The 17,425-nt window shown below is 73.6% G+C and carries 20 protein-coding genes; 7 read left to right on the top strand and 13 right to left on the bottom strand.

The genetic code is table 11. The features are described 5' to 3' along the window. Positions 1–64 precede the first annotated feature (64 nt). Positions 65–2,017, top strand: a complete 1,953-nt coding sequence (gene ftsH, locus ABD385_RS11745) for an ATP-dependent zinc metalloprotease FtsH (protein ID WP_344575105.1) — start codon at positions 65–67, stop codon at positions 2,015–2,017. Positions 2,018–2,187: 170 nt separating this feature from the next. Then, positions 2,188–2,523 (top strand): SHOCT domain-containing protein, encoded by a 336-nt coding sequence (locus tag ABD385_RS11740; RefSeq protein ID WP_344575104.1) that lies wholly within the window; start codon positions 2,188–2,190, stop codon positions 2,521–2,523. Between the two features lie 37 nt (positions 2,524–2,560). Here ABD385_RS11740 and ABD385_RS11735 read toward each other — a convergent pair whose 3' ends face one another. The 3 genes from ABD385_RS11735 to ABD385_RS11725 are packed head-to-tail and all read right to left on the bottom strand — an operon-like array spanning position 2,561 to position 4,461. Further along, positions 2,561–3,094 (bottom strand): hypothetical protein, encoded by a 534-nt coding sequence (locus ABD385_RS11735; protein WP_344575103.1) that lies wholly within the window; start codon positions 3,092–3,094, stop codon positions 2,561–2,563. Between the two features lie 49 nt (positions 3,095–3,143). Further along, entirely contained in the window at positions 3,144–3,689 is a 546-nt protein-coding gene (locus ABD385_RS11730) for a SixA phosphatase family protein (RefSeq protein WP_344575102.1), read from the bottom strand. 34 nt (positions 3,690–3,723) lie between these two features. After that, entirely contained in the window at positions 3,724–4,461 is a 738-nt protein-coding gene (locus tag ABD385_RS11725; protein WP_344575101.1) for a Type 1 glutamine amidotransferase-like domain-containing protein, read from the bottom strand. 186 nt (positions 4,462–4,647) lie between these two features. Between ABD385_RS11725 and ABD385_RS11720 the strand changes: the two genes are divergently transcribed. The 3 genes from ABD385_RS11720 to ABD385_RS11710 all read left to right on the top strand — a co-directional run bounded on the left by ABD385_RS11720 (position 4,648) and on the right by ABD385_RS11710 (position 6,087). Continuing rightward, positions 4,648–5,133: a ribonuclease FAU-1 family protein gene (locus ABD385_RS11720; RefSeq protein WP_344575100.1), complete on the top strand. Its 486-nt coding sequence runs from the start codon at positions 4,648–4,650 to the stop codon at positions 5,131–5,133. Between the two features lie 192 nt (positions 5,134–5,325). Then, positions 5,326–5,655 (top strand): DUF3040 domain-containing protein, encoded by a 330-nt coding sequence (locus tag ABD385_RS11715; RefSeq protein ID WP_344575099.1) that lies wholly within the window; start codon positions 5,326–5,328, stop codon positions 5,653–5,655. A 105-nt stretch (positions 5,656–5,760) separates the two neighbouring features. Then, positions 5,761–6,087 carry a hypothetical protein gene (locus ABD385_RS11710; protein WP_344575098.1) on the top strand — a complete coding sequence of 109 codons (327 nt, stop codon included), beginning with the start codon at positions 5,761–5,763 and terminating at the stop codon, positions 6,085–6,087. Between the two features lie 59 nt (positions 6,088–6,146). On the opposite strand, the gene ABD385_RS11705 is transcribed toward ABD385_RS11710, so the two are convergent. The 10 genes from ABD385_RS11705 to ABD385_RS11660 form a co-directional block, all read right to left on the bottom strand. Continuing rightward, positions 6,147–6,428 (bottom strand): acylphosphatase, encoded by a 282-nt coding sequence (locus tag ABD385_RS11705; protein WP_344575097.1) that lies wholly within the window; start codon positions 6,426–6,428, stop codon positions 6,147–6,149. 74 nt (positions 6,429–6,502) lie between these two features. Continuing rightward, positions 6,503–6,880 (bottom strand): 5-carboxymethyl-2-hydroxymuconate Delta-isomerase, encoded by a 378-nt coding sequence (locus ABD385_RS11700; protein ID WP_344575096.1) that lies wholly within the window; start codon positions 6,878–6,880, stop codon positions 6,503–6,505. A 47-nt stretch (positions 6,881–6,927) separates the two neighbouring features. Beyond that, a complete protein-coding gene (locus ABD385_RS11695; RefSeq protein ID WP_344575095.1) occupies positions 6,928–8,052 on the bottom strand; it encodes a prephenate dehydrogenase in 1,125 nt (374 codons plus the stop codon). A gap of 128 nt (positions 8,053–8,180) precedes the next feature. Next, positions 8,181–9,119: a DMT family transporter gene (locus ABD385_RS11690; RefSeq protein ID WP_344575094.1), complete on the bottom strand. Its 939-nt coding sequence runs from the start codon at positions 9,117–9,119 to the stop codon at positions 8,181–8,183. Then, on the bottom strand, positions 9,116–10,435 hold the full coding sequence (locus tag ABD385_RS11685) for an aminotransferase-like domain-containing protein (protein ID WP_344575093.1): 1,320 nt from the start codon (positions 10,433–10,435) through the stop codon (positions 9,116–9,118). The genes ABD385_RS11690 and ABD385_RS11685 overlap by 4 nt, the downstream gene beginning before the upstream one ends. Further along, positions 10,432–11,349: a phytanoyl-CoA dioxygenase family protein gene (locus tag ABD385_RS11680; RefSeq protein WP_344575092.1), complete on the bottom strand. Its 918-nt coding sequence runs from the start codon at positions 11,347–11,349 to the stop codon at positions 10,432–10,434. Before ABD385_RS11680 ends, ABD385_RS11685 begins: the two co-directional genes overlap by 4 nt. A gap of 44 nt (positions 11,350–11,393) precedes the next feature. Further along, positions 11,394–12,527: an alpha-hydroxy acid oxidase gene (locus ABD385_RS11675; RefSeq protein ID WP_344575091.1), complete on the bottom strand. Its 1,134-nt coding sequence runs from the start codon at positions 12,525–12,527 to the stop codon at positions 11,394–11,396. Continuing rightward, a complete protein-coding gene (gene hppD / locus ABD385_RS11670) occupies positions 12,524–13,621 on the bottom strand; it encodes a 4-hydroxyphenylpyruvate dioxygenase (protein ID WP_344575090.1) in 1,098 nt (365 codons plus the stop codon). Before hppD ends, ABD385_RS11675 begins: the two co-directional genes overlap by 4 nt. Before the next feature lie 84 nt (positions 13,622–13,705). Beyond that, complete coding sequence (gene dhaL / locus ABD385_RS11665) at positions 13,706–14,422, bottom strand: dihydroxyacetone kinase subunit DhaL (RefSeq protein ID WP_344575089.1); 717 nt, start codon at positions 14,420–14,422, stop codon at positions 13,706–13,708. A 317-nt stretch (positions 14,423–14,739) separates the two neighbouring features. Further along, entirely contained in the window at positions 14,740–15,516 is a 777-nt protein-coding gene (locus ABD385_RS11660) for an IclR family transcriptional regulator (RefSeq protein WP_344575088.1), read from the bottom strand. 57 nt (positions 15,517–15,573) lie between these two features. Here ABD385_RS11660 and dhaM point away from each other — a divergent pair, with 57 nt between their 5' ends. Together dhaM and ABD385_RS11650 are read left to right on the top strand one after the other, a co-directional pair. Further along, positions 15,574–15,966: a dihydroxyacetone kinase phosphoryl donor subunit DhaM gene (dhaM, locus tag ABD385_RS11655; protein ID WP_344575087.1), complete on the top strand. Its 393-nt coding sequence runs from the start codon at positions 15,574–15,576 to the stop codon at positions 15,964–15,966. A gap of 232 nt (positions 15,967–16,198) precedes the next feature. Then, positions 16,199–17,425 (top strand): amidohydrolase, encoded by a 1,227-nt coding sequence (locus ABD385_RS11650; protein ID WP_344575086.1) that lies wholly within the window; start codon positions 16,199–16,201, stop codon positions 17,423–17,425.

The following is a 17,425-nucleotide window of genomic DNA, read 5'->3' as shown; positions in this document are numbered from 1 at the left end:
AGGAGGACTCAAGGAGCGAAGGAGCGAAGGAGCCTCAGGAGTGAAGGAGCCTTAGGGGACCGTCGTGATCACCGCAGTGCGCCTGCCCCGGCGCCACGCCTCGCGCTCGGCGAAGCCCGGGCCGCCCCGCGAGCCGCCGAAGCCGCCGGCCGCGCCGCGGGCCCCCGGCTGGCGGCCGTGGCTGCTGCCCGTCATCCTCGTCGCGCTCTTCGTCCTGCTGCTCAGCCGGGCGCACAACCCCGCCGGGACCTCCCTCACCTACAGCGCCTTCCTCGGCAAAGTGGACGCCGGGCAGGTCAAGACCGTCGACATCGACGACAAGGGCGGCGTCGACGGGCAGCTCAAGGACGGCCGGAAGTTCACCACGCAGCTCCCCACCGCCCTCGGCCCCACCGGACTCGCCCAGCAACTCCGGGCCAAGAACGTCGACATCACCGCCTCCGGCAGCAGCACCGGCGGGAGCTGGGTGGGCCCGCTGGCCGTCGTCCTGCTGCCACTGGTCCTGCTCGGCGCGCTGTTCCTGTGGACCGGACGCCAGGCCGCCCGCACCCTCACCGGAGGGCTCAGCGGCATCGGCCGCTCCCGCGCCAAGATCATCGAGGCGGAGCGGCCCACCACCCGCTTCGACGACGTCGCCGGGTACGAGGGCGTCAAACAGGAGATCGGCGAGGTCGTCGACTTCCTGCGCCACCCCGAGCGCTACGCGGTGGTCGGCGCCACCGGACCGCGCGGCGTGCTCATGGTCGGGCCGCCCGGCACCGGCAAGACGCTGCTCGCCCGGGCGGTCGCCGGGGAGGCCGCCGTGCCGTTCCTGTCGGTGACCGGATCGGCCTTCGTGGAGATGTTCGTCGGCGTCGGCGCCTCCCGCGTCCGCGACCTCTTCGACGAGGCCCGCAAACGCGCCCCGTCGATCATCTTCATCGACGAGATCGACGCCGTGGGCAGCCGCCGCGGCGGCATCCGCCTGGGCGGCAACGACGAACGCGAACAGACCCTCAACCAACTCCTCGCCGAGATGGACGGCTTCGACCAGAGCAGCGGCATCGTGGTGCTCGCCGCCACCAACCGCCCCGAGGCCCTCGACCCGGCGCTGCTGCGGCCCGGCCGCTTCGACCGGCACGTCACCGTCCCGCTGCCCAACCAGACCGAGCGGGCCGCCATCCTCGCCGTGCACGCCCGCGGCAAGAAGCTGGCCCCCGACGTGGACCGCAGCGTGGTCGCCCGGGCCACCCCCGGCTTCTCCGGCGCCGACCTCGCCAACCTCGTCAACGAGGCCGCGATCCACGCCGTCCGTGCCGGCAACACCGTCATCTCCGCCCGGGACCTCGACGACGCCCGGGACCGGGTCCTGCTGGGACGCCGCGAGTCCTCCAACGCCCTGCTCCCCGAGGAACGGCACGCCGTCGCCGTCCACGAGTCCGGCCACGCCCTCGTGGCCGCCCTGTGCGAACAGGCCGACCCGGTCGCCAAGGTGACCATCCTGCCGTCCGGACCGGCGCTGGGCGCCACCGAGCAACTCCCGGAAGCCGAACGGCACCTCTACACCGAGGGCTACCTCACCGACCTGCTCACCGTGCGCCTCGGCGGGCGCGCCGCGGAACTCGTGGTCTTCGGCGAGGGCTCGACCGGCGCCGCCGACGACCTGGCCGGCGCCACCCAGATCGCCGGCCGGATGGTCCGCGACTTCGGCCTGTCGCCGTCGCTCGGCCCGATCGGCTACGCCGCACCCGGCGCCCTCCACCGGCTCGGAGAGGAACCCGCCGGCGAGACCCTGCACCGTCCCTACTCCGAGCGGACCCAACGCCTCATCGACGAGGAGACCGCCCGCCTGGTCCGGCAGGCCGAACAGCGCGCCACCGCCCTGCTCCGGGACCACCGCCCGGCCCTGGAGCACCTGGCCGACCTGCTGACCACCCGCGAGACGATCGACGGCACGGTCGTCCAGGACGTCCTGCGCCGGTGGCCCGGGACGACCCCCGAAGCCCCCGTGCCCGGCCCCGAACGCCCGCCGCCCTGACCCGACCGCCCCGCACGGAGCCCCGCCACCGCGACGACGGCCCGCAGCGGCCCCGCCCCGCTGCGCGCGTCCGGTCGGTCCCGGCGAGCGAGAATCGAGGTGGGGGCACCTGTCCGCGTGCGGCCCTCGTACGGGCCCGCACCCGCCCCGAGCAGGGAAGGTGAGGTCCGATGTTGTTCTGGTACGGCCACGGCGGTGGCGGCGGGTGGGGATGGCTCGCGGCCATGGTCGGCATGGTCCTGTTCTGGGCACTGGTGATCACGGTCGGGGTGCTGGTCTTCCGCGCCCTGTCCCGGTCGGGACCGGCCGGGACGGGCGAACCGAGCCGTCACCACCCCGGTTGGCACCCCACGGGCCCGCCGCCCGGCGGGCCGCCCGACGCGGAACGGATCCTCGCCGAGCGCTACGCCCGCGGTGAGATCGAGGACGAGGAGTACCGGCGGCGACTGGCCGTGCTCCGCTCCGCACGGGCCGGACCGACCGCCCCCGACGCGCCGAAACCCTGACCCGGTGCACCTGGCCCCGGCCCGGACGGACGGGCGCTCAGTGCAAGCCGGCCTTGAGGACCACGACGACCAGGCCGAGCACCAGGTTCACGAGGGTCGACAGCACCACCAGACGGCGCGAGGCCCCGGCGCGGATCGCGGCGAAGCAGGCCCAACCGACCTGCTCGGCCACGGCGACGGACAGCGCGAACCAGGCCGTTGCCGCCACGCTCAGCCCCAGCAACGGGCTGATCGCCACGGCGACGGCCGGCCCCACCGCCGCCTGCGCGATCGGCCACTCGTCGCCCGCCACGTGCCGGACCCGCTGCCACGTCAGGTCCCGGTACGACGCCAGGTCGCCGACGAGCCGCGCGTACACGTGCGCCACCCAGAAGACCAGGCCGGTGACGAGCAGCAGGAGCACCAACCCGAGCCGGGGGAACGGCCCGAACGCGGCGGTGCCGGCCACCACGGAAGCGGCCTGCAGCGAGCCGTAGACCGCACCCCCGTAGTCGGTCTGCTCACGGTGCGGCTGGGGGATCCCCCGGCCCGAACCGTCCGTCCGGCCGCCGGGGTGCGTGCCGTCCGCCATGCCCCACAGGATCGCCCCCGAGGCCCCGGACCGCACGTCGGTCCGCTCCTCACTGGTCGCGCGGCCGACCGCGGGGCACCGCGAAGTCGGTGAGCACCGCGCCGCCCGGCGCCAGGCCCGCCCACCCGCCGGGCAGCGTCAGCACCGCCACCGCGGACGTCGGGAACTTCGCACGGACCCGAACGACCGCTTCGCCGCCCCCGGCCAGTGCGAGGACCAGGTCCTGCACGCCCGGTTGGTGGCCGATCAGGAGCACCGTCCGCCACCGGTCGGGGAACGCGCGCACCACCTGGAGCAGGGTGGCCGCGCTCGCCGCGTACACCCGGGGTTCGACGACCACCTCCGGAGGCGTCGCGGCCGTCCCCGGAGCCGTGAGTTCCGCGGCCACCCGGTCCCAGGTCTCGCGGGTCCGCAGGGACGGCGAACAGATCACCGCGTCGGGCGCGCAGTGCCGTTGCCGCAGCCACCGGCCGGCCGCCGGCGCGTCCCGCCGCCCCCGGCCGGCCAGCGGACGGTCGAGATCGGGGACGCCCGCCGGCCAGGCGGACTTGGCGTGCCGCAGCACGATCAGGCGGGTGGTCCGGCAGGTGTTCATCGCACGGCTCGCTGGGGGTGTCGGAGGGGCGGGACTACGGAACGGGGGCGAGCCGGCGCGGCTCGATGCGCTCCTCGACCGCCGAGTCGCCGTCCCGGGTGACGACGTAGGCGCCCTTGCCGGGGACTTCGGTCACCGCCTCGACCAGTTCGGTCCCGCGGTAGACCAGCCCCACGCCGTCGTCGGTGCAGTGGGCCACCGGCAGGGTGCCCTCCGCGACCAGCCGGTGCGTCAACGGTCGGCGCCCCTCGTCGACGTCGTAGTGCACGCCGTTCCCGTACGGCAGGAGGCCGAGGCCGTTGGTCAGCGGGCGCAGCTCCGGGCCGAACGAGTCGGTCGCGCCGCCCTCGAACCAGCACAGGGACCCCGCGCTCACCCCGCTCAGCACGACCCCGGCCCGCCACGCGCGGCGCATGACGGCGTCCAGCCCGTGCACGCGCCACACGGCCAGGAGGTTCGCCACCGAACCGCCCATCACCCAGACGACGTCCTGGTCGAGCACCGCGCCCTCGACGTCCTCCAGGTTGGGCATCGGGAACAGGTGCAGCGGCGTCAGCTCGAACCCGGCGACCCGGGCGGCCTCGGTCATCCGGGCGGTGAAGTGCTCGGCGTCCCCGATGGCGGTGCCGACGTACATCACGCGGGGCCGGCGGCCGTGGACGCCCGACAGGTCGACCGCGTGGTGCACCAGCGAGTTGAACCGCACCATGGTGCGGCCGCCCGTCCGGTGGCCTCCGGAGGTGGCGAGGATGGTCGGATCCGGTGCTGTCATGACCTCGACCCTATCGGTGCGGATCGGGCCGGTCCCGCGGCGTCGGCCCCAACGCGGTTGCGGCGCAGGCCGGTCGGGCCCGTCCGCGGAAAAGCGCTGGCCGTGCGGTCGCGGATCGGGAGAGGGTGCGGGTGTTCCGTACCGGGACCGGCGCGAGTGGAGGACGAGGGAACTGTGGGGACGGCGATGACGCTGACGGCGGGTGGCGACGTGCAGGTGACGCTGACGAAGGCGGGGCGGACCAAGGTGCGCTACCCCGCCACCGTCGTGGACGACGACGGGGTGCGCGTCGTCGTGCGGGCGCCCTGGGGACGGCCCACGGTCCGGGACTTCGGGTTCGTGCGGTTCGAGCCGGGCGACGTCTTCACCGAGCACTACTGGCGCGACCGCTGGTACGCCGTCAAGGAGGTGCGGGCCGCCGACGGCTCGGTCAAGGGCTGGTACTGCGACGTGACGCGTCCCGCCGAGGTCGGCCCGGACGGCATCGTGATCGAGGACCTGGACCTCGACCTGTGGCAGTCGGCGGACGGTTCGACCGTGCTGCGCCTGGACGAGGACGAGTTCCGCCGGAGCGGCATCGAGGACCGCGATCCGGTCGCGGCCGCCCGGGCGCGGCAGGCCCTGGACGCACTGGAGGAGCAGGCGCGCGGCGGGCGGTTGCGCGCTCTGTGACGGTGGACCCGCCGGCCGGCGGGCCGCCGACTTGCGGACCCGGTGCGGCCGTGCTGCCGCGCCCGCGCGGTCGGTGACGTCGGCGGGCCGTGGCCCGGGTCCGGGGCGCAGCGATTGCCCGGTCGGCGGGGCGGGACCACAGTGGGGAGGAGAGCGGAAGGCGTGGGGGCGGTCTCACGGAGGAGTACCGCAATGACTGAGGCACTCTCCCGCCGGGAGCGATTCCTCCTGGCACAGATGGAACAGGACCTGCGCGGGCAGGACGCGGAGCTGGACCGTCGCCTGACCACCATGCGGTGGGACGACGTCCCGCCCCCACCGGCGCCGCCGCCCGACCGGCACGGGTGCTGCACGGTCTCCCACCTGCTGGGCGCCGCGCTGAGCGGCCTGCTGGGCGCCGTCCGGACGGCCGCCACCGTGGTGGCGGTCCCGGCGTGCACGACGGTCTGGGGACTGCTGCTCGCCTGCCTGGCCCGGCTCGTGGGCCGGTGCGCGCGGCCGCGCAGCGCGGACCAGGGCTGACCGTCGGCCGGCCTGCCCCACCCACGTGGACGGTCGGTGGGGACGGCGCCGCGGCCGGCGGGGCACTCCGATGCCCCGGCGCGTTGACGCGCACACTTCATGTGCGTGGGACAGCATGAGCGGCGTGCTCCCGCACTCCGGGAGCCCCGCGGACGGGACACTCCCAGGTCCCGTCCGCACCGGGCCGCTCAGGCGCGGGGAGCATCGTGGTGGCGCGGCACGCTCCGGCTGCTGCCCTACGGCTTCCCGATCCTCTACCTGCTCCAACTGGCCATGCTCCTGGGCCTGTTGATGAATCGTTCGGGGACCCTGGAACAGGCCGCCTACGCCTGGCCCGCCCTCGCCGTCTGCGCGACGGTCGGCGCGGTGGCCGCCACCGCGGTCGTCGTCGCCCGGTTGCTCGCCCTGGGCACGTACCGGTGGCGCCGCTGAACGGACTGCGTGGTCGTGGGGTCGGGTGCCCGCACGCGGTGCGCGCGGGCGTCGTGCGGTCAGGGACGGGGAGCGGACCGGACCTCGAAGCCGGCCAGTCCCGTCGGTTCCTCGTCCCGCGCCTCGACCCCGGTGACGTGCGCGGTCGGTGGCCCGTGCTGGGCCCACTCGACCATCTGGGCGACGCCCTCCGGCGGCCCCTCGAAGACCGCCTCGACGTCCCCGTCGGGCAGGTTGCGCACCCAGCCGGAGACGCCGTGGGCGAGCGCGCTCTGGCGGCAGGTGTCCCTGAAGAAGACGCCCTGCACCCGTCCTGACACGATCACGCGCTTCCGCACCATGGGACAGGACTGTAGGACACGGGGCCCGGCCGGGGGACGACCGCCCGCGGCCGGCGTGCCTCGGCCGCCGTCCGTCACCGCGCGGCGGCGGCCGGCCGTACGTGTTTGACGTAGGCCGCGTCGAGGTCGCGGACCTCGACGGAGGCGTGCACCGTGCGGTCCGTCGCCGCGGCAGTGCGGGCGCGCACCAGCTCCAGCACCGCCTCGGCCAGGCGGGTCTTGGTATCCGTACTGCGTCCCGGAAGGAGGGCGAAGTCCACGTGGATCAGCGCCTGTTGGGGCTCGTCATGGGCGATGACGACCTCGTCGACGCAGCGGAACCGGGTCTTGCAGCTCTCGATGGTGATGCCGTCCACCGTCTCGGCGGCGAGGGCGTGCAGTGCGTGCGCGAAGCGGCGGTGGTCCAGGGCCTCGCGCAGCGACGCGTCGTGGTCGACCAGGATGTGCGGCATGGGGGTCTCCTCCGGAGCAGGGGGCGGCGGTGGCTGCGGAACGAAAGCTAATGGACGGCCCAGCCGCGGTCGCGGAGGGCCTCGGTGAGGGGGCGTGCCACACCGGGGGCCACCTTGAGGCCGACGGAATCGGCCGCGGTACCGGCGCCGGCGCCGGGGCGGTCCGGGCGGTGCGGTGCCAGACCCGCCAGGTCCACGTCGTCCAGCTCCAACCGGGCCGCGTCCACGTCGTCCAGGAGCCGCGAGAGCGGCCGGTCGTGGTCGCCCAGGGCGACCGAGAGCATGGTGTGCGGGCGGGACGCCGGGTCGTTGTACGGGGGCGTGATGCGCGCGCGGCCCTCGACGCCGCGGTGCAGGAGCGCGGTCAGGGCGGCCAGCGCCTCGGCGGTGGCCGCCGGGTCCGGAGCGGCCGCGGACAGTTGGGCCAGGGCCTCGGCGGCGGTCGCCAGGTCCGAGCTGAGTTCGGTCAGGAGCGGGGCGAGGGCGGTGGCGTTGGCGGCGAGGATGTCGGCCCAGAGCGCGGCGTCACCGGACGCGACCCGGGTGGCGTCGCGCATGCCGCGACCGGCGAGCCGGACCGCGTACTCCTCGCCCTCGCGCAGCCGACCGGCGGTGAGCGTCGCCATGAGGTGGGGGAGGTGCGAGACGAGGGCCACGGCGCGGTCGTGGTCCGGCGGTTCCAGCAGCGCCGGCACCGCTCCGCACAGCGACACCAGTTCCAGGGCCCGGTTGAGGGCGGCCTCGGAGGTGTCCGGTGTGGGGGTGAGCACCCAGTGGTGGTCCTGGAAGAGGTCGGCGCGGGCCGCGAGCGGGCCGGAGCGTTCGCGGCCGGCCAGCGGATGGCCGCCCACCAACGTCGTGGTGTCGCAGCCGAGGGCCAGGCACTCGGCGTGCGGGAGCGCCTTGACGCTCGCCACGTCGGTGTAGACGCGGGCGAGCCCGGCCCGTTGCTGAGCGGCGAGGACTGGGGCGGTGCGCGACGGGGGGACGGCGATGACCGCGATGTCCACGGGTTCCGACGGCGGTTCCGGGGTGCCGGCGCCGCGCGCGGCGGCTATCCGGACGCGGTCGGGATCGCGGTCGAGCAGATGCGTGGTGACTCCGCGGGCGGACAGGGCCAGGGCGATCGAGGTACCGATGAGACCGGTGCCGACGACTGCGGCGGTGTGCAAGGTGACGCTCCTCGGCCGTACGGGGGACGGGCGGTGCAGGTCCCGGGCCCGGCCGGGACGGCGGACGGACGGGCCCGGGAGGGGCGTGCATGCAGTGCTGGTGGTGCTGGTCGTGCCCGGTGGTGCCGCTACCGGTCGGCCGGGGCGGGTGCCGCGGGGTCCCCGGCCGGGGCCGGTTTGCCGGTCAGCCGCCGCAGCAGTGCCGGATTGGTGAGCATCACCGCGTTGCCGAGGAGGATCAGCGCCACGCCCGCCAGGTCCCGGCCCGTCCAGGTGAAGTTCTCGAAGACCGTGGACAGCAGCAGCGACACGATCGGGAAGAGCACCATGGCGTAGGCGGCGCGCTCACCGCCGATCCGGCCGAGCAGGGTGAGGTACGCGCCGAAGCCCACCACCGAACCGAACACTGCGAGGTAGAGCAGCGAGCCGGTGTACTTCAGGGTGGGTTGGAACAGCGCCCCGTGCCCGTAGAACGCGGCGAACGGGGCCATCAGCAGCGCCCCGTACGCCATGGCGTAGCCGGTGCCCTGGACCACCGGGACGCCCGCCGCCTGGGTCTTGCCGGAGACGACGTTGCCCAGGCAGAAGACCAGGGTGCCGGCCACCGAGAGCAGGATGCCCTGGCCCGAGCCGGAGGACAGGCCGAAGTGCTGGAACTCCGGCCAGAACACCGTGCCGATCCCCAGCAGTCCGATGCCCCCGCCGACCAGCATCTTCGCCTTGATCGTGCGCCGGAAGAAGACCCGCGCGAACACCATGTTCACCAGCAGGGACATGGCGAAGACGATCGAGACCAGTCCGGTGGTCAGGTACTGCTCGGCGAAGTAGAAGCAGACGAAGTTGGTGGAGAACATCAGCCCGCCCATGAGGACGAACTGACCGTGCACCCGCAGCGGATAGCGCATCGGAAGCCCGCGCAGCCGGGCCCAGGCCAGCAGGATGACGGCGGCCAGCGCGAAGCGGTACGCGATCGACGCCGTGGGGTGCACGTCTCCCAACTGCCCCTTGATGGCCAGCCAGGTGGAGCCCCAGATCAGCACCGTCACGACGTACAGGACGGCGTTCACCCGCACCTCCCTTCCAGCAGCGCGACCAGCCGGCGGGCGCCTTCCGCAACTTGAGTGGGCGTCAAGTAGCTCAAGGAGAGCCGCATTTGGTGACGTCCGCCGTCACCGTCGGGATAGAAGTAGCTCATCGGTGTCCAGATCACTCCGTGCTCGCGGGCGGACTCTTCCAACAGTGCATTGTCCGCCGGAACCGGGAGCGTCAGGGTCAGGAAGAAGCCACCGGCCGGCACGTTCCAGCTGATTCCGGCCGCCTCGCGTCGTTCGCGGGGGAGCAGCCGGTCCAGACTGTCGAGCAGGACCCGGAGGTTGGACTGGTAGAAGTCCGCGGCCGGCTTGTTGGCCTCCCGCAGCCGGAAGTCGTGACTGACCAGCATGCCGCCGATGACCGCCTGGCTGAGCGCCGGGGTGTTCACCGTCACCATGCCCTTGATCTTCGACAGTTCGTCGGCCAGCAGCGTGCGGGTGCCGTCCGGAGCCCGTACGTGCTGGTCGGCGACCACGTAGCCGACCCGGGCGCCGGGGAAGCAGGTCTTGGCGAACGAACCGAGGTAGACCACCCGCCGCCGCTCGTCCAGTGCCTTGAGCGTGGGCAGGCCGCTGCCCGTCGGGGTGAAGAACCCGTAGGGGTTGTCCTCCAGGACGAGCAGGTCCTCGGCCTCCGCCAGTTCCAACAGCCGCCGCCGTTCGGCGACCGGCATGCAGGTGCCGGTGGGGTTGGAGAAGTCCGGCACCGCGTAGAACGCCCGGGGCCGCTTGCCGGCGGCCCGCAGTGCGGCGATCGTGCGTCGCAAGACGTCCGGATCACACCCCTCGGGGCCCTCCGGCACGTGGACCGTCTCGATGTCCAGCAGGCGGGCCGCGCCGGTGATGCCCACGTAGCACGGCGAGGAGACCAACAGGACGTCCGACGGGTCGGCGAACAGGGCGCGCAGGACCAGGAACATCCCCTCCTGCGCGCCCACCGTGACGACCAGGGAATCCGGCTCGGCGGTGATGCCCTCGTCGTTCTGCAGGGCGCGCGCGACCAGTTCGTGGATCTGGCCGTTGGTGCGCCCGTACTGGAACAGCAGCGTCCGGACCTGGTCGGGGGTGCAGCCCCGCTCCTCGATCAGGTACCGCTGGTAGGCGGCGAGGTAGTCACCGATCCGCTCGACCTCGAAGAGCCCCTCGTAGGGGCGGCCGGGGCCGAAGGAGATCGCCTCCGGGTAGCGGGAGGTGACCTCGTTGAGGAAGTTCATCACCTCCATCAGCGGATCGGCGAGCGAGCCGTGCAGCGCGCGGCTCGGCAACTCGGTGGTGGGGGGAACCTGGCTCACCTGGCGTCCTCCCACAGGACCGGGCAGAAGTCCGGGTCGGTGTAGTCGGGGTTGCCGGCGGCGTCCTTCCGGACCAGCACGTCGTTGTTGTAGATGACCTGGCCGCCGTCGGACAGCTCGAAGGGACGCCACTGGTTGGTGCGGTCCTGGAGGTGCAGCGAGATGGCCCGGCGGGGCCGGTCGCTGACGTTGTAGCCGCTGCCGTGGTAGGTGCGGCAGTGGTGGAAGCTGATGTGCCCCTTGGGGATGGTGATGGGCACCTTGCGGACCTCCACGTTGTTGAAGGCGGCGTTCTCCGTGAGCATGTCCTCCAGTTCGGAGCGGTCGCGCTCGGCGAAGTGGCGGCTGGTGGAGTCGTCGTTGCCGGTCTCCTTCCAACGGTGGCTGCCGTCCACCATCGTGATGGTGCCCATCTCCTCACCACAGTCGTGGAACGGGATGAAGGCGGTCAGCATCTCGTCGGAGGAGCAGGTTTGCCAGTAGTGCCGGTCGAAGTGCCAGGGCACGATGTTGCGCGCGTCGTCCGCCCGCTGCGGCTTGTGGATCAGGGTGCTGTTCCACAGGCGTATCTGGCTGGTCTGCGAGATCAGGCCGGCGACCGCCGCGATGATCGGCTTGGACAGGATGGAGCGGATCGTGTCGTCCTCATAGAAGATGTAGTCGTTGTGCCGGTGCACGTCGCCCTTCTCCGGCTCCCAGTACGCCAGCCGCGGCGGACGGGCGGGCAGGGTGCGGTCCCGGTGGCCGGCGTAGAAGCGGTCGGCCGCGGAGTCCAGCAGGTCGACCTCCTCGTCGGTGAGCAGCTTCTTCGACAGGTAGTAGCCGTGCTCCTGGAAGAACTGCACCTCCTCCTCGGTGGGCAGCAACTCCCGCTCGGCGGCGGTCAGCGGGAAACGGGCGTCGTCGATCGTCATGCCGGATCCTTCGTCTCGGTGGTGTGGGGTCGTGCGGGGGAGGGTCAGGTGGTGCGGCCGGCCCCGGCGGGGCGCAGCAGATCGTGGGTGACGTCGGAGAGCCGGGGCCGGCCGGTGAGGGCCATCGCCTCCTCCAACTCCGCCCGGAGGGTGGACAGCACCTGCGCCGCGCCGGGCTCGCCGTCGACGGCCAGGCCCCAGAGGACCGGCCGGCCGACCAGGACCGCGCGGGCCCCGAGCGCCAGTGCCTTGAGCACGTCGGTGCCGCGCCGGACGCCGCCGTCGACGAGGACCTCGCACCGGTCCCCGGCGGCCGCGACCACCTCCGGGAGCGCCTCCAACGCCGGTACGACGCCGTCAAGTTGGCGACCCCCGTGGGTGGACACGATCAGCCCGGCCACGCCCAGCCCGGCCGCCCGGTGGGCGTCCTCCGCGGTGAGCACGCCCTTGAGGACCAGGGGCAGGTCGGTCAGCGACCGGATCCACGCCAGGTCGTTCCAGGTGAACGCGGCGTCGTGGTGCCGGGCGGCGTGCCCGGCGAGCGTGGAGTCGCCGGCGCGGCCCTCGTGCAGCCCGGCCTCGTGGTCCCGGTCGAGATTGGCCGGGCGGATGTGCGCCGGCAGCCGGAACCCGTTGCGCAGGTCGCGCTCCCGGCGGGCCATCCGCGGGGTGTCGACGGTGATCACCAGGGCCCGGTACCCGGCGGCCTCGGCGCGGCGCACCAGCGACGCGGTGACCTCCCTGCGGCGCAGCACGTACAGCTGGAGCCACAGCGGTCCGGTGGCGGCCGCGGCGACGTCCTCCAGCGACGTGCTGGCGAAGGTGCTGGTGACGGTGAGCGCGCCCGCCGCGCCGGCCGCGCGGACGGTGGCGAGTTCGCCGTCCGGGTGCACCAGTTGGTGGTAGGCCATGGGCGCGATGCCCACGGGGAGCGCCACCGGGGCGCCGAGCAGGGTGGTGGCCGGCTCGCAGTGGGACACGTCGACGAGGGCGCGGGGCCGCAGCCGGTACCGGTCGTAGGCCGCCCGGTCCTCGTGCAGGGTCAGCTCGTCGCCGCTGCCGCCGGCGATGTAGTCGAACACCGAGCGGTCCAGTCGGGCCCGGGCCGCGGACTCGTAGTCCCGCGGGTTGAGCAGCGGTTCGGGCCGGGTTTCGGGGGTGGCGGTGGGCGCGGTCACCCGCCGGCCCTCGCCGCGGCACCCGCCGGTACGGCGTTGTCGGCGCGCTCCCGCTCGACGGCCTCGTAGAGGGCCTTGATGTTGCCGCTGCCGAAGGTGCGGGCGTCGAGCCGCTGGATCAGCTCGAAGAACACCGTGCGGCGGGCGTACGGGGAGCGGGTGAAGACCTGCACGAGCTGGCCCCACTCGTCCCGGTCGGCCAGCAGTCCCAGTTCCTGGAGGACGGCCGGGTCGACGCCCACCTCGATCCCGCGCTCGGCCAGCGAGGCGTAGTAGCCGGCCGGGGTGTTGAGCAACTCCACGCCGGAGCGGCGCAGTTCCCGTGCGGCGGTGACGATGTCGTCGGTGGCGTAGGCGACGTGCTGCACGCCGGGGCCGTCGAAACCGTCGAGGAAGTCGTTGAGCTGGCCGCGGTCGCTGGTCGGGTCGGGCTCCACCATGGTGAAGGTGATGCCGCGGGTCTCGTCCTGGACCACCTTGGAGGCCATCGCCTGGCCGCCGACGACGATGTACTCGTCGTAGGTGTGCTTCAGGCCCAGCGCCCGGCCGTAGAAGTCGACCATGGTGTCGAGGGAGCCGGGGCGCAGGACGAAGGCCAGGTGGTCGATGGAGCGCAACAGCCCGGCGTCGGCCGCGCCGTCGTCGACGGGCAGGTAGCGCTGCGGCAGGAACGGGCCTGCGGGATCGGCACGTTCGACGAAGGTGTGCACCAGGTCGTTGGTCGCGGCGATGGTGGCCCGAACGACCCGACCGCCCGCGTCCTCGAACGTCTCGGGCCCGGCGACCGGGTCGGCGCCGGCAGCCACCGCACGGGCGAAGTCGCCGGCCGCGTCGGTCGACCGCAGGGCCACGTCCCGGATGCCGTCGCCGTGCTTGCGCACGAAGTGCGAGGCGGCATGGTCGGCGTGCAGGGCCGAGGTCAGCACCAGGCGGACCCCGCCGTGGGCCAGGACGAGCGACCTGGCGCCGGCCAGTCCGGTAAGCGGGCCGGCCTCGGCCACCACGCGGAATCCGTAGGTGCTGCAGTAGTAGTGGGATGCCTGGTTGACGTCACCGACGAAGAACTCGACGTGGTCGACGGAATGGGCGGTCACTCTGGTCCAATCTCTCGAACTGAAGGGTGTGCGGACGCACCGGCCCGCCCCGCCGCGGAACGCCTGGCGGGGGTGGCCGTTCGGTCATTGCGAGGGGAGTGCGGATGCCTCCGCCGCTTCGGCGAGGGCGCGGAAGACGTAACAGGCCGAGGTCGCGCCGGGGTCCTGGTGCCCGATGCTGCGCAGCCCCAGGTAGGCGGCCCGGCCCTTCCTGGCCTGGAGCGGGATGGTGGCGAGCATGCCGGTCTCGGCCGCACGGGCGGCGGCGCGGGCGGCTGGGGGGAGGCCGGCGCCCGATTCGGCGGCGTCCCGGAAGGCGCCGACCGCGGGCGAACAGGCGTCGATCATGGTTTTGTCGCCGGGGACGGCCGCGCCGAGGCGCTGCATGGTGGCCAGCGCGGCGGTGAGCCCGGCCGCGAACCGGAGGGTGCTGACCTCCGTTGCCGTGCCGAGGGCCGCTCCCCACGTGCGGAAGGCGCCCCCGTACAGGGGACCGGCGGCGCCTCCGACGACGGAGACGAGGGTCGTGCCCGCGGCCATCAGGGCGGTGCCGGGGGAGGCCGGTCGTTGGGACGGGGCGTCGAGCGTGACGCGCACGGCGGCGAAGCCACGGGCCATGTTGAACCCGTGGTCCCCGTCCCCGATGGCCGAGTCGAGGTCGATGAGGTGGTGCTGGTGCTGGTGCATGGCCGTGCTGACGCGCCGCAGCCAGTCGAGGACGAGGGAACTGTCCACCACGTCCCGACCGGGCACGTCCGCACGGCCCCGTAACGTCTCGGGCTCCCCCGCAGGCTCCCGCATGACAGGTGCTCCTTCGATCCCCCGCGCCGCAGTGCTCCGCGGCTACCGGATTACCAACGCATTACCGAAAGGCGTTCGGCATTACCGAATGCCGATAGGAAGCAAAACGCAGCGACCCCGGCCGCGTCAAGGTTTACCCGCACACGTGAGCGCAGGCTTGACGGTTCGTAGGGCGAAGCGCGGCCTGCGGAAGGCGGGTTGGTGAAGGGCGGATGACGTGGAGGTGTGGCGGCCGGGCGGACATCCGTCGGCGGCTCGCGGACCCGTGCGGTCCCACGCCTCGTGTGGTGCTGAAGCGGTCGGGACGCCAGGCAACCTCAATCGCAGGCGCGCAGGCCGGCGTTGCGCGGGGCGCCGAGGTCCCGGGACAGGCTGCGGGCGGCCTCGCGCACCGCAATGGCGTGTTCCTGGCGGGTGTTTTCGGCCATGAGCCGTTCCACCGGGCCCACCAAGCCCAGTCCACCGACCGCTTCGCCGGTGCGGTCGAAGACCGGCGCCGCGATGCCCGCGTCGCCGAGCGTCAACTCGTTCTCGTCCACCGCGTAGCCGGTCTCGCGCACCCGGTCCAACTGGGCCTCCAGGCGTTCCGGATCGTCGAGGCTGAAACCGGTGACCCGCGGCAAGGCTCCTGCCAGCAGGGCGCCCCGGCCCGCTGCGGGGCGGAAGGCGGCGATCGCCTTGCCCAGCGCGCAGGCGTGCCAGGGCAGACTGGCCCCTGTCTCCAGCACCTGTACCGCCCCGCCCGGGCGGAACGCGTGGTGCACCACCAACACCTGGCCGTCCGTCAGGATGCCGGCCCAGACCGCCGCGTCGGCCTGGGAGGCGAGCCGGTCGGCCCAGGTCACCGCCCGGGTCCGCAGTTCGTGCGAGTCGAGGTAGGCGTTGCCCAACGTCACCAGGCCCGGGCCCAGTTGGTACTTGCCGCTCTCCCGGTCCTGGACGACCAGGCCCTCCGACTCCAGGGTGCGCAGCAGTGCGTGGGCGGTCGGCTTGGCGACGCCGACCCGGTCGGCCAGCTCCGTCACGCCCAACCGCGGGGTCGCCGTGGCGAGTTCCCGCAGTACGTGGATCGCTCTGTGCACCGCCTGGACCATGAACCACTCCTCGGTCAGTATTGCTGAACAGTGTTCCGACCCATAGGGTCCTTGTTCATGACACCGCTGGTTGGCATCGTACTTGTGTCGCACCGTGCGGAAATCGCCCTCGGAGTACGGTCGCTGGCCACCGAGATGGCCGGCGGCCGGGTCACCGTGATCGCGGCCGGCGGCACCGACGACGGCCGTACCGGAACGAGTTACGCCCGCGTCCTCGCCGCGCTGGACCGCGCCGCCACCGAGGCCGGTGTGCTGGTCCTGCCGGACCTGGGCAGTTCGGTGCTCACCGCCCGCCTGGTCCTGGGGGAGCGCCCCGACATCCGCGCCGTGCTCGCCGACGCCCCGTTCGTCGAGGGCGCCGTCGTGGCCGCCGTCACCGCGGCGACCGGCGCCGCGCTGCCCGCCGTCGCCCGGGCCGCGGAGGAGGCCCGGAGCATCAGCAAGTTCTGACCGGGCGGCCGTCCACCGGCGCCCGCGCTCCCGGGGTCGTCTCCGCACCGGGCCGGCCCCTCCGGCCGCACGGGTGCTGCCGACAGCCATAGACGGCACCAATGGCCGCCATCGGCACTGCGTCATTGCCCTGCCGGCCGCCGTCGATCAAGGTGGAGGACGTCGCCGTCCCCGCCCGTGCCCCCGTGCCGTCCCTGCCCGTGCCCCCGATCAGAAGTGCGGACCGTCAGTCATGACCTCACCGAACGTCGAGCAGTCCCGCCCCCACACCGTCGTCTTCCGCGGCATCCGGCCCCTCGGCGGTCCGCCCGTCGACCTCACCGTCGTGGACGGCGTCGTCGACGCGGCGGGCGTCGGCGCCGGCGGCGCGGCCCCCGGGACGGCGTCCGAGGTGGTGGACTGCGCCGGCCTGCTCGCCCTGCCCACGCTCGTCGACGCGCACATCCACCCCGACAAGACGTCCTGGGGCGAGCCCTGGTACACCCGCCGCCGCCCCGCCCACGGCATCGCCGACCACGTGGCGCAGGACGTCGAACTCTCCCGGTCGCTGCCCACGCCGGTCGGCGTGCGGGCGCACCGGCTGCTGGCCCACGCCGCGGCGTGCGGCACCCGCGCCCTGCGCGCGCACGCCGACGTGGCCCCCGCCTTCGGGCTCGAAGCGCTCGTCGGCGTCAACGAGGCGCGCGCGGCCCTCGCCGGCGTCCTCGACGTCCAGACCGTCGGCTTCCCCCAGCACGGCCTGCGACAGGCACCCGGCACCGACAGGCTCCTGGACGAGGCCGCCCGGAGCGGACTGATCGACCTGGTCGGCGGCATCGACCCGGCGGGCTTCGACGACGACCCCGAGCACCTCGACACCGTGTTCGGCCTCGCCGAGCGGCACCGCCTCGGTGTGGACGTCCACCTGCACGACCGCGGCGCTCGGGGCCTGGCCCCGCTGCGGGAGATCATCGCGCGCACCCGTGCCCTGGACATGGGCGGCCAGGTGACCGTCAGCCACGTCTTCTGCCTCCCCGGTCTGGAGCCGCGGGAACTCGACGAGCTGGCCGACGAACTCGCCGCGGCGGGCGTCTCCTTGACCACGGTGGCCGCCGACTCGGTGTCCGTGCTGCCGCACCGGCGGCTGCGTGCGCACGGGGTGCGGGTCGGCATCGGGTCCGACGGCGTGCGCGACGCCTGGAGCCCCTTCGGCACCGGGGACATGCTGCACCGCGCGCACCTCCTCGGATACTGCACCGGTGCCCGCCTCGACGAGGAACTCGACGCCTGCTACCTGGGTGCCGCGCACGACGGGGCCGCCCTCGTCGGCCTGCCGCGGGCCGACTTCACGCCCGGGGCGCCGGCTGACTTCCTGCTCGTCGACGGCGAGTGCCTGGCCCAGGCCGTGGTGGACGTGCCGCAGCGGCGGATGGTCGTCCGGGCCGGCCGGATCGTCGCCCGCGACGGCGCCCTCTGCTGA

Source organism: Streptomyces lunalinharesii, from assembly GCF_039532155.1.
Taxonomy (GTDB): domain Bacteria; phylum Actinomycetota; class Actinomycetes; order Streptomycetales; family Streptomycetaceae; genus Streptomyces; species Streptomyces lunalinharesii.
This window is presented reverse-complemented; position numbering and strand designations above follow the sequence as displayed.

Coding starts and splice junctions, on each gene's coding strand:
- ABD385_RS11650 (WP_344575086.1), top strand. CDS start 16,199: ATGACCTCACCGAACGTCGAGCAGTCCCGCCCCCACACCGTCGTCTTC.
- dhaL (WP_344575089.1), bottom strand. CDS start 14,422: ATGCGGGAGCCTGCGGGGGAGCCCGAGACGTTACGGGGCCGTGCGGAC.
- dhaM (WP_344575087.1), top strand. CDS start 15,574: ATGACACCGCTGGTTGGCATCGTACTTGTGTCGCACCGTGCGGAAATC.
- ABD385_RS11740 (WP_344575104.1), top strand. CDS start 2,188: ATGTTGTTCTGGTACGGCCACGGCGGTGGCGGCGGGTGGGGATGGCTC.
- ABD385_RS11735 (WP_344575103.1), bottom strand. CDS start 3,094: ATGGCGGACGGCACGCACCCCGGCGGCCGGACGGACGGTTCGGGCCGG.
- ABD385_RS11725 (WP_344575101.1), bottom strand. CDS start 4,461: ATGACAGCACCGGATCCGACCATCCTCGCCACCTCCGGAGGCCACCGG.
- ABD385_RS11660 (WP_344575088.1), bottom strand. CDS start 15,516: ATGGTCCAGGCGGTGCACAGAGCGATCCACGTACTGCGGGAACTCGCC.
- ABD385_RS11705 (WP_344575097.1), bottom strand. CDS start 6,428: ATGGTGCGGAAGCGCGTGATCGTGTCAGGACGGGTGCAGGGCGTCTTC.
- ABD385_RS11700 (WP_344575096.1), bottom strand. CDS start 6,880: ATGCCGCACATCCTGGTCGACCACGACGCGTCGCTGCGCGAGGCCCTG.
- ABD385_RS11730 (WP_344575102.1), bottom strand. CDS start 3,689: ATGAACACCTGCCGGACCACCCGCCTGATCGTGCTGCGGCACGCCAAG.
- ABD385_RS11720 (WP_344575100.1), top strand. CDS start 4,648: ATGACGCTGACGGCGGGTGGCGACGTGCAGGTGACGCTGACGAAGGCG.
- ABD385_RS11715 (WP_344575099.1), top strand. CDS start 5,326: ATGACTGAGGCACTCTCCCGCCGGGAGCGATTCCTCCTGGCACAGATG.
- ABD385_RS11680 (WP_344575092.1), bottom strand. CDS start 11,349: ATGACGATCGACGACGCCCGTTTCCCGCTGACCGCCGCCGAGCGGGAG.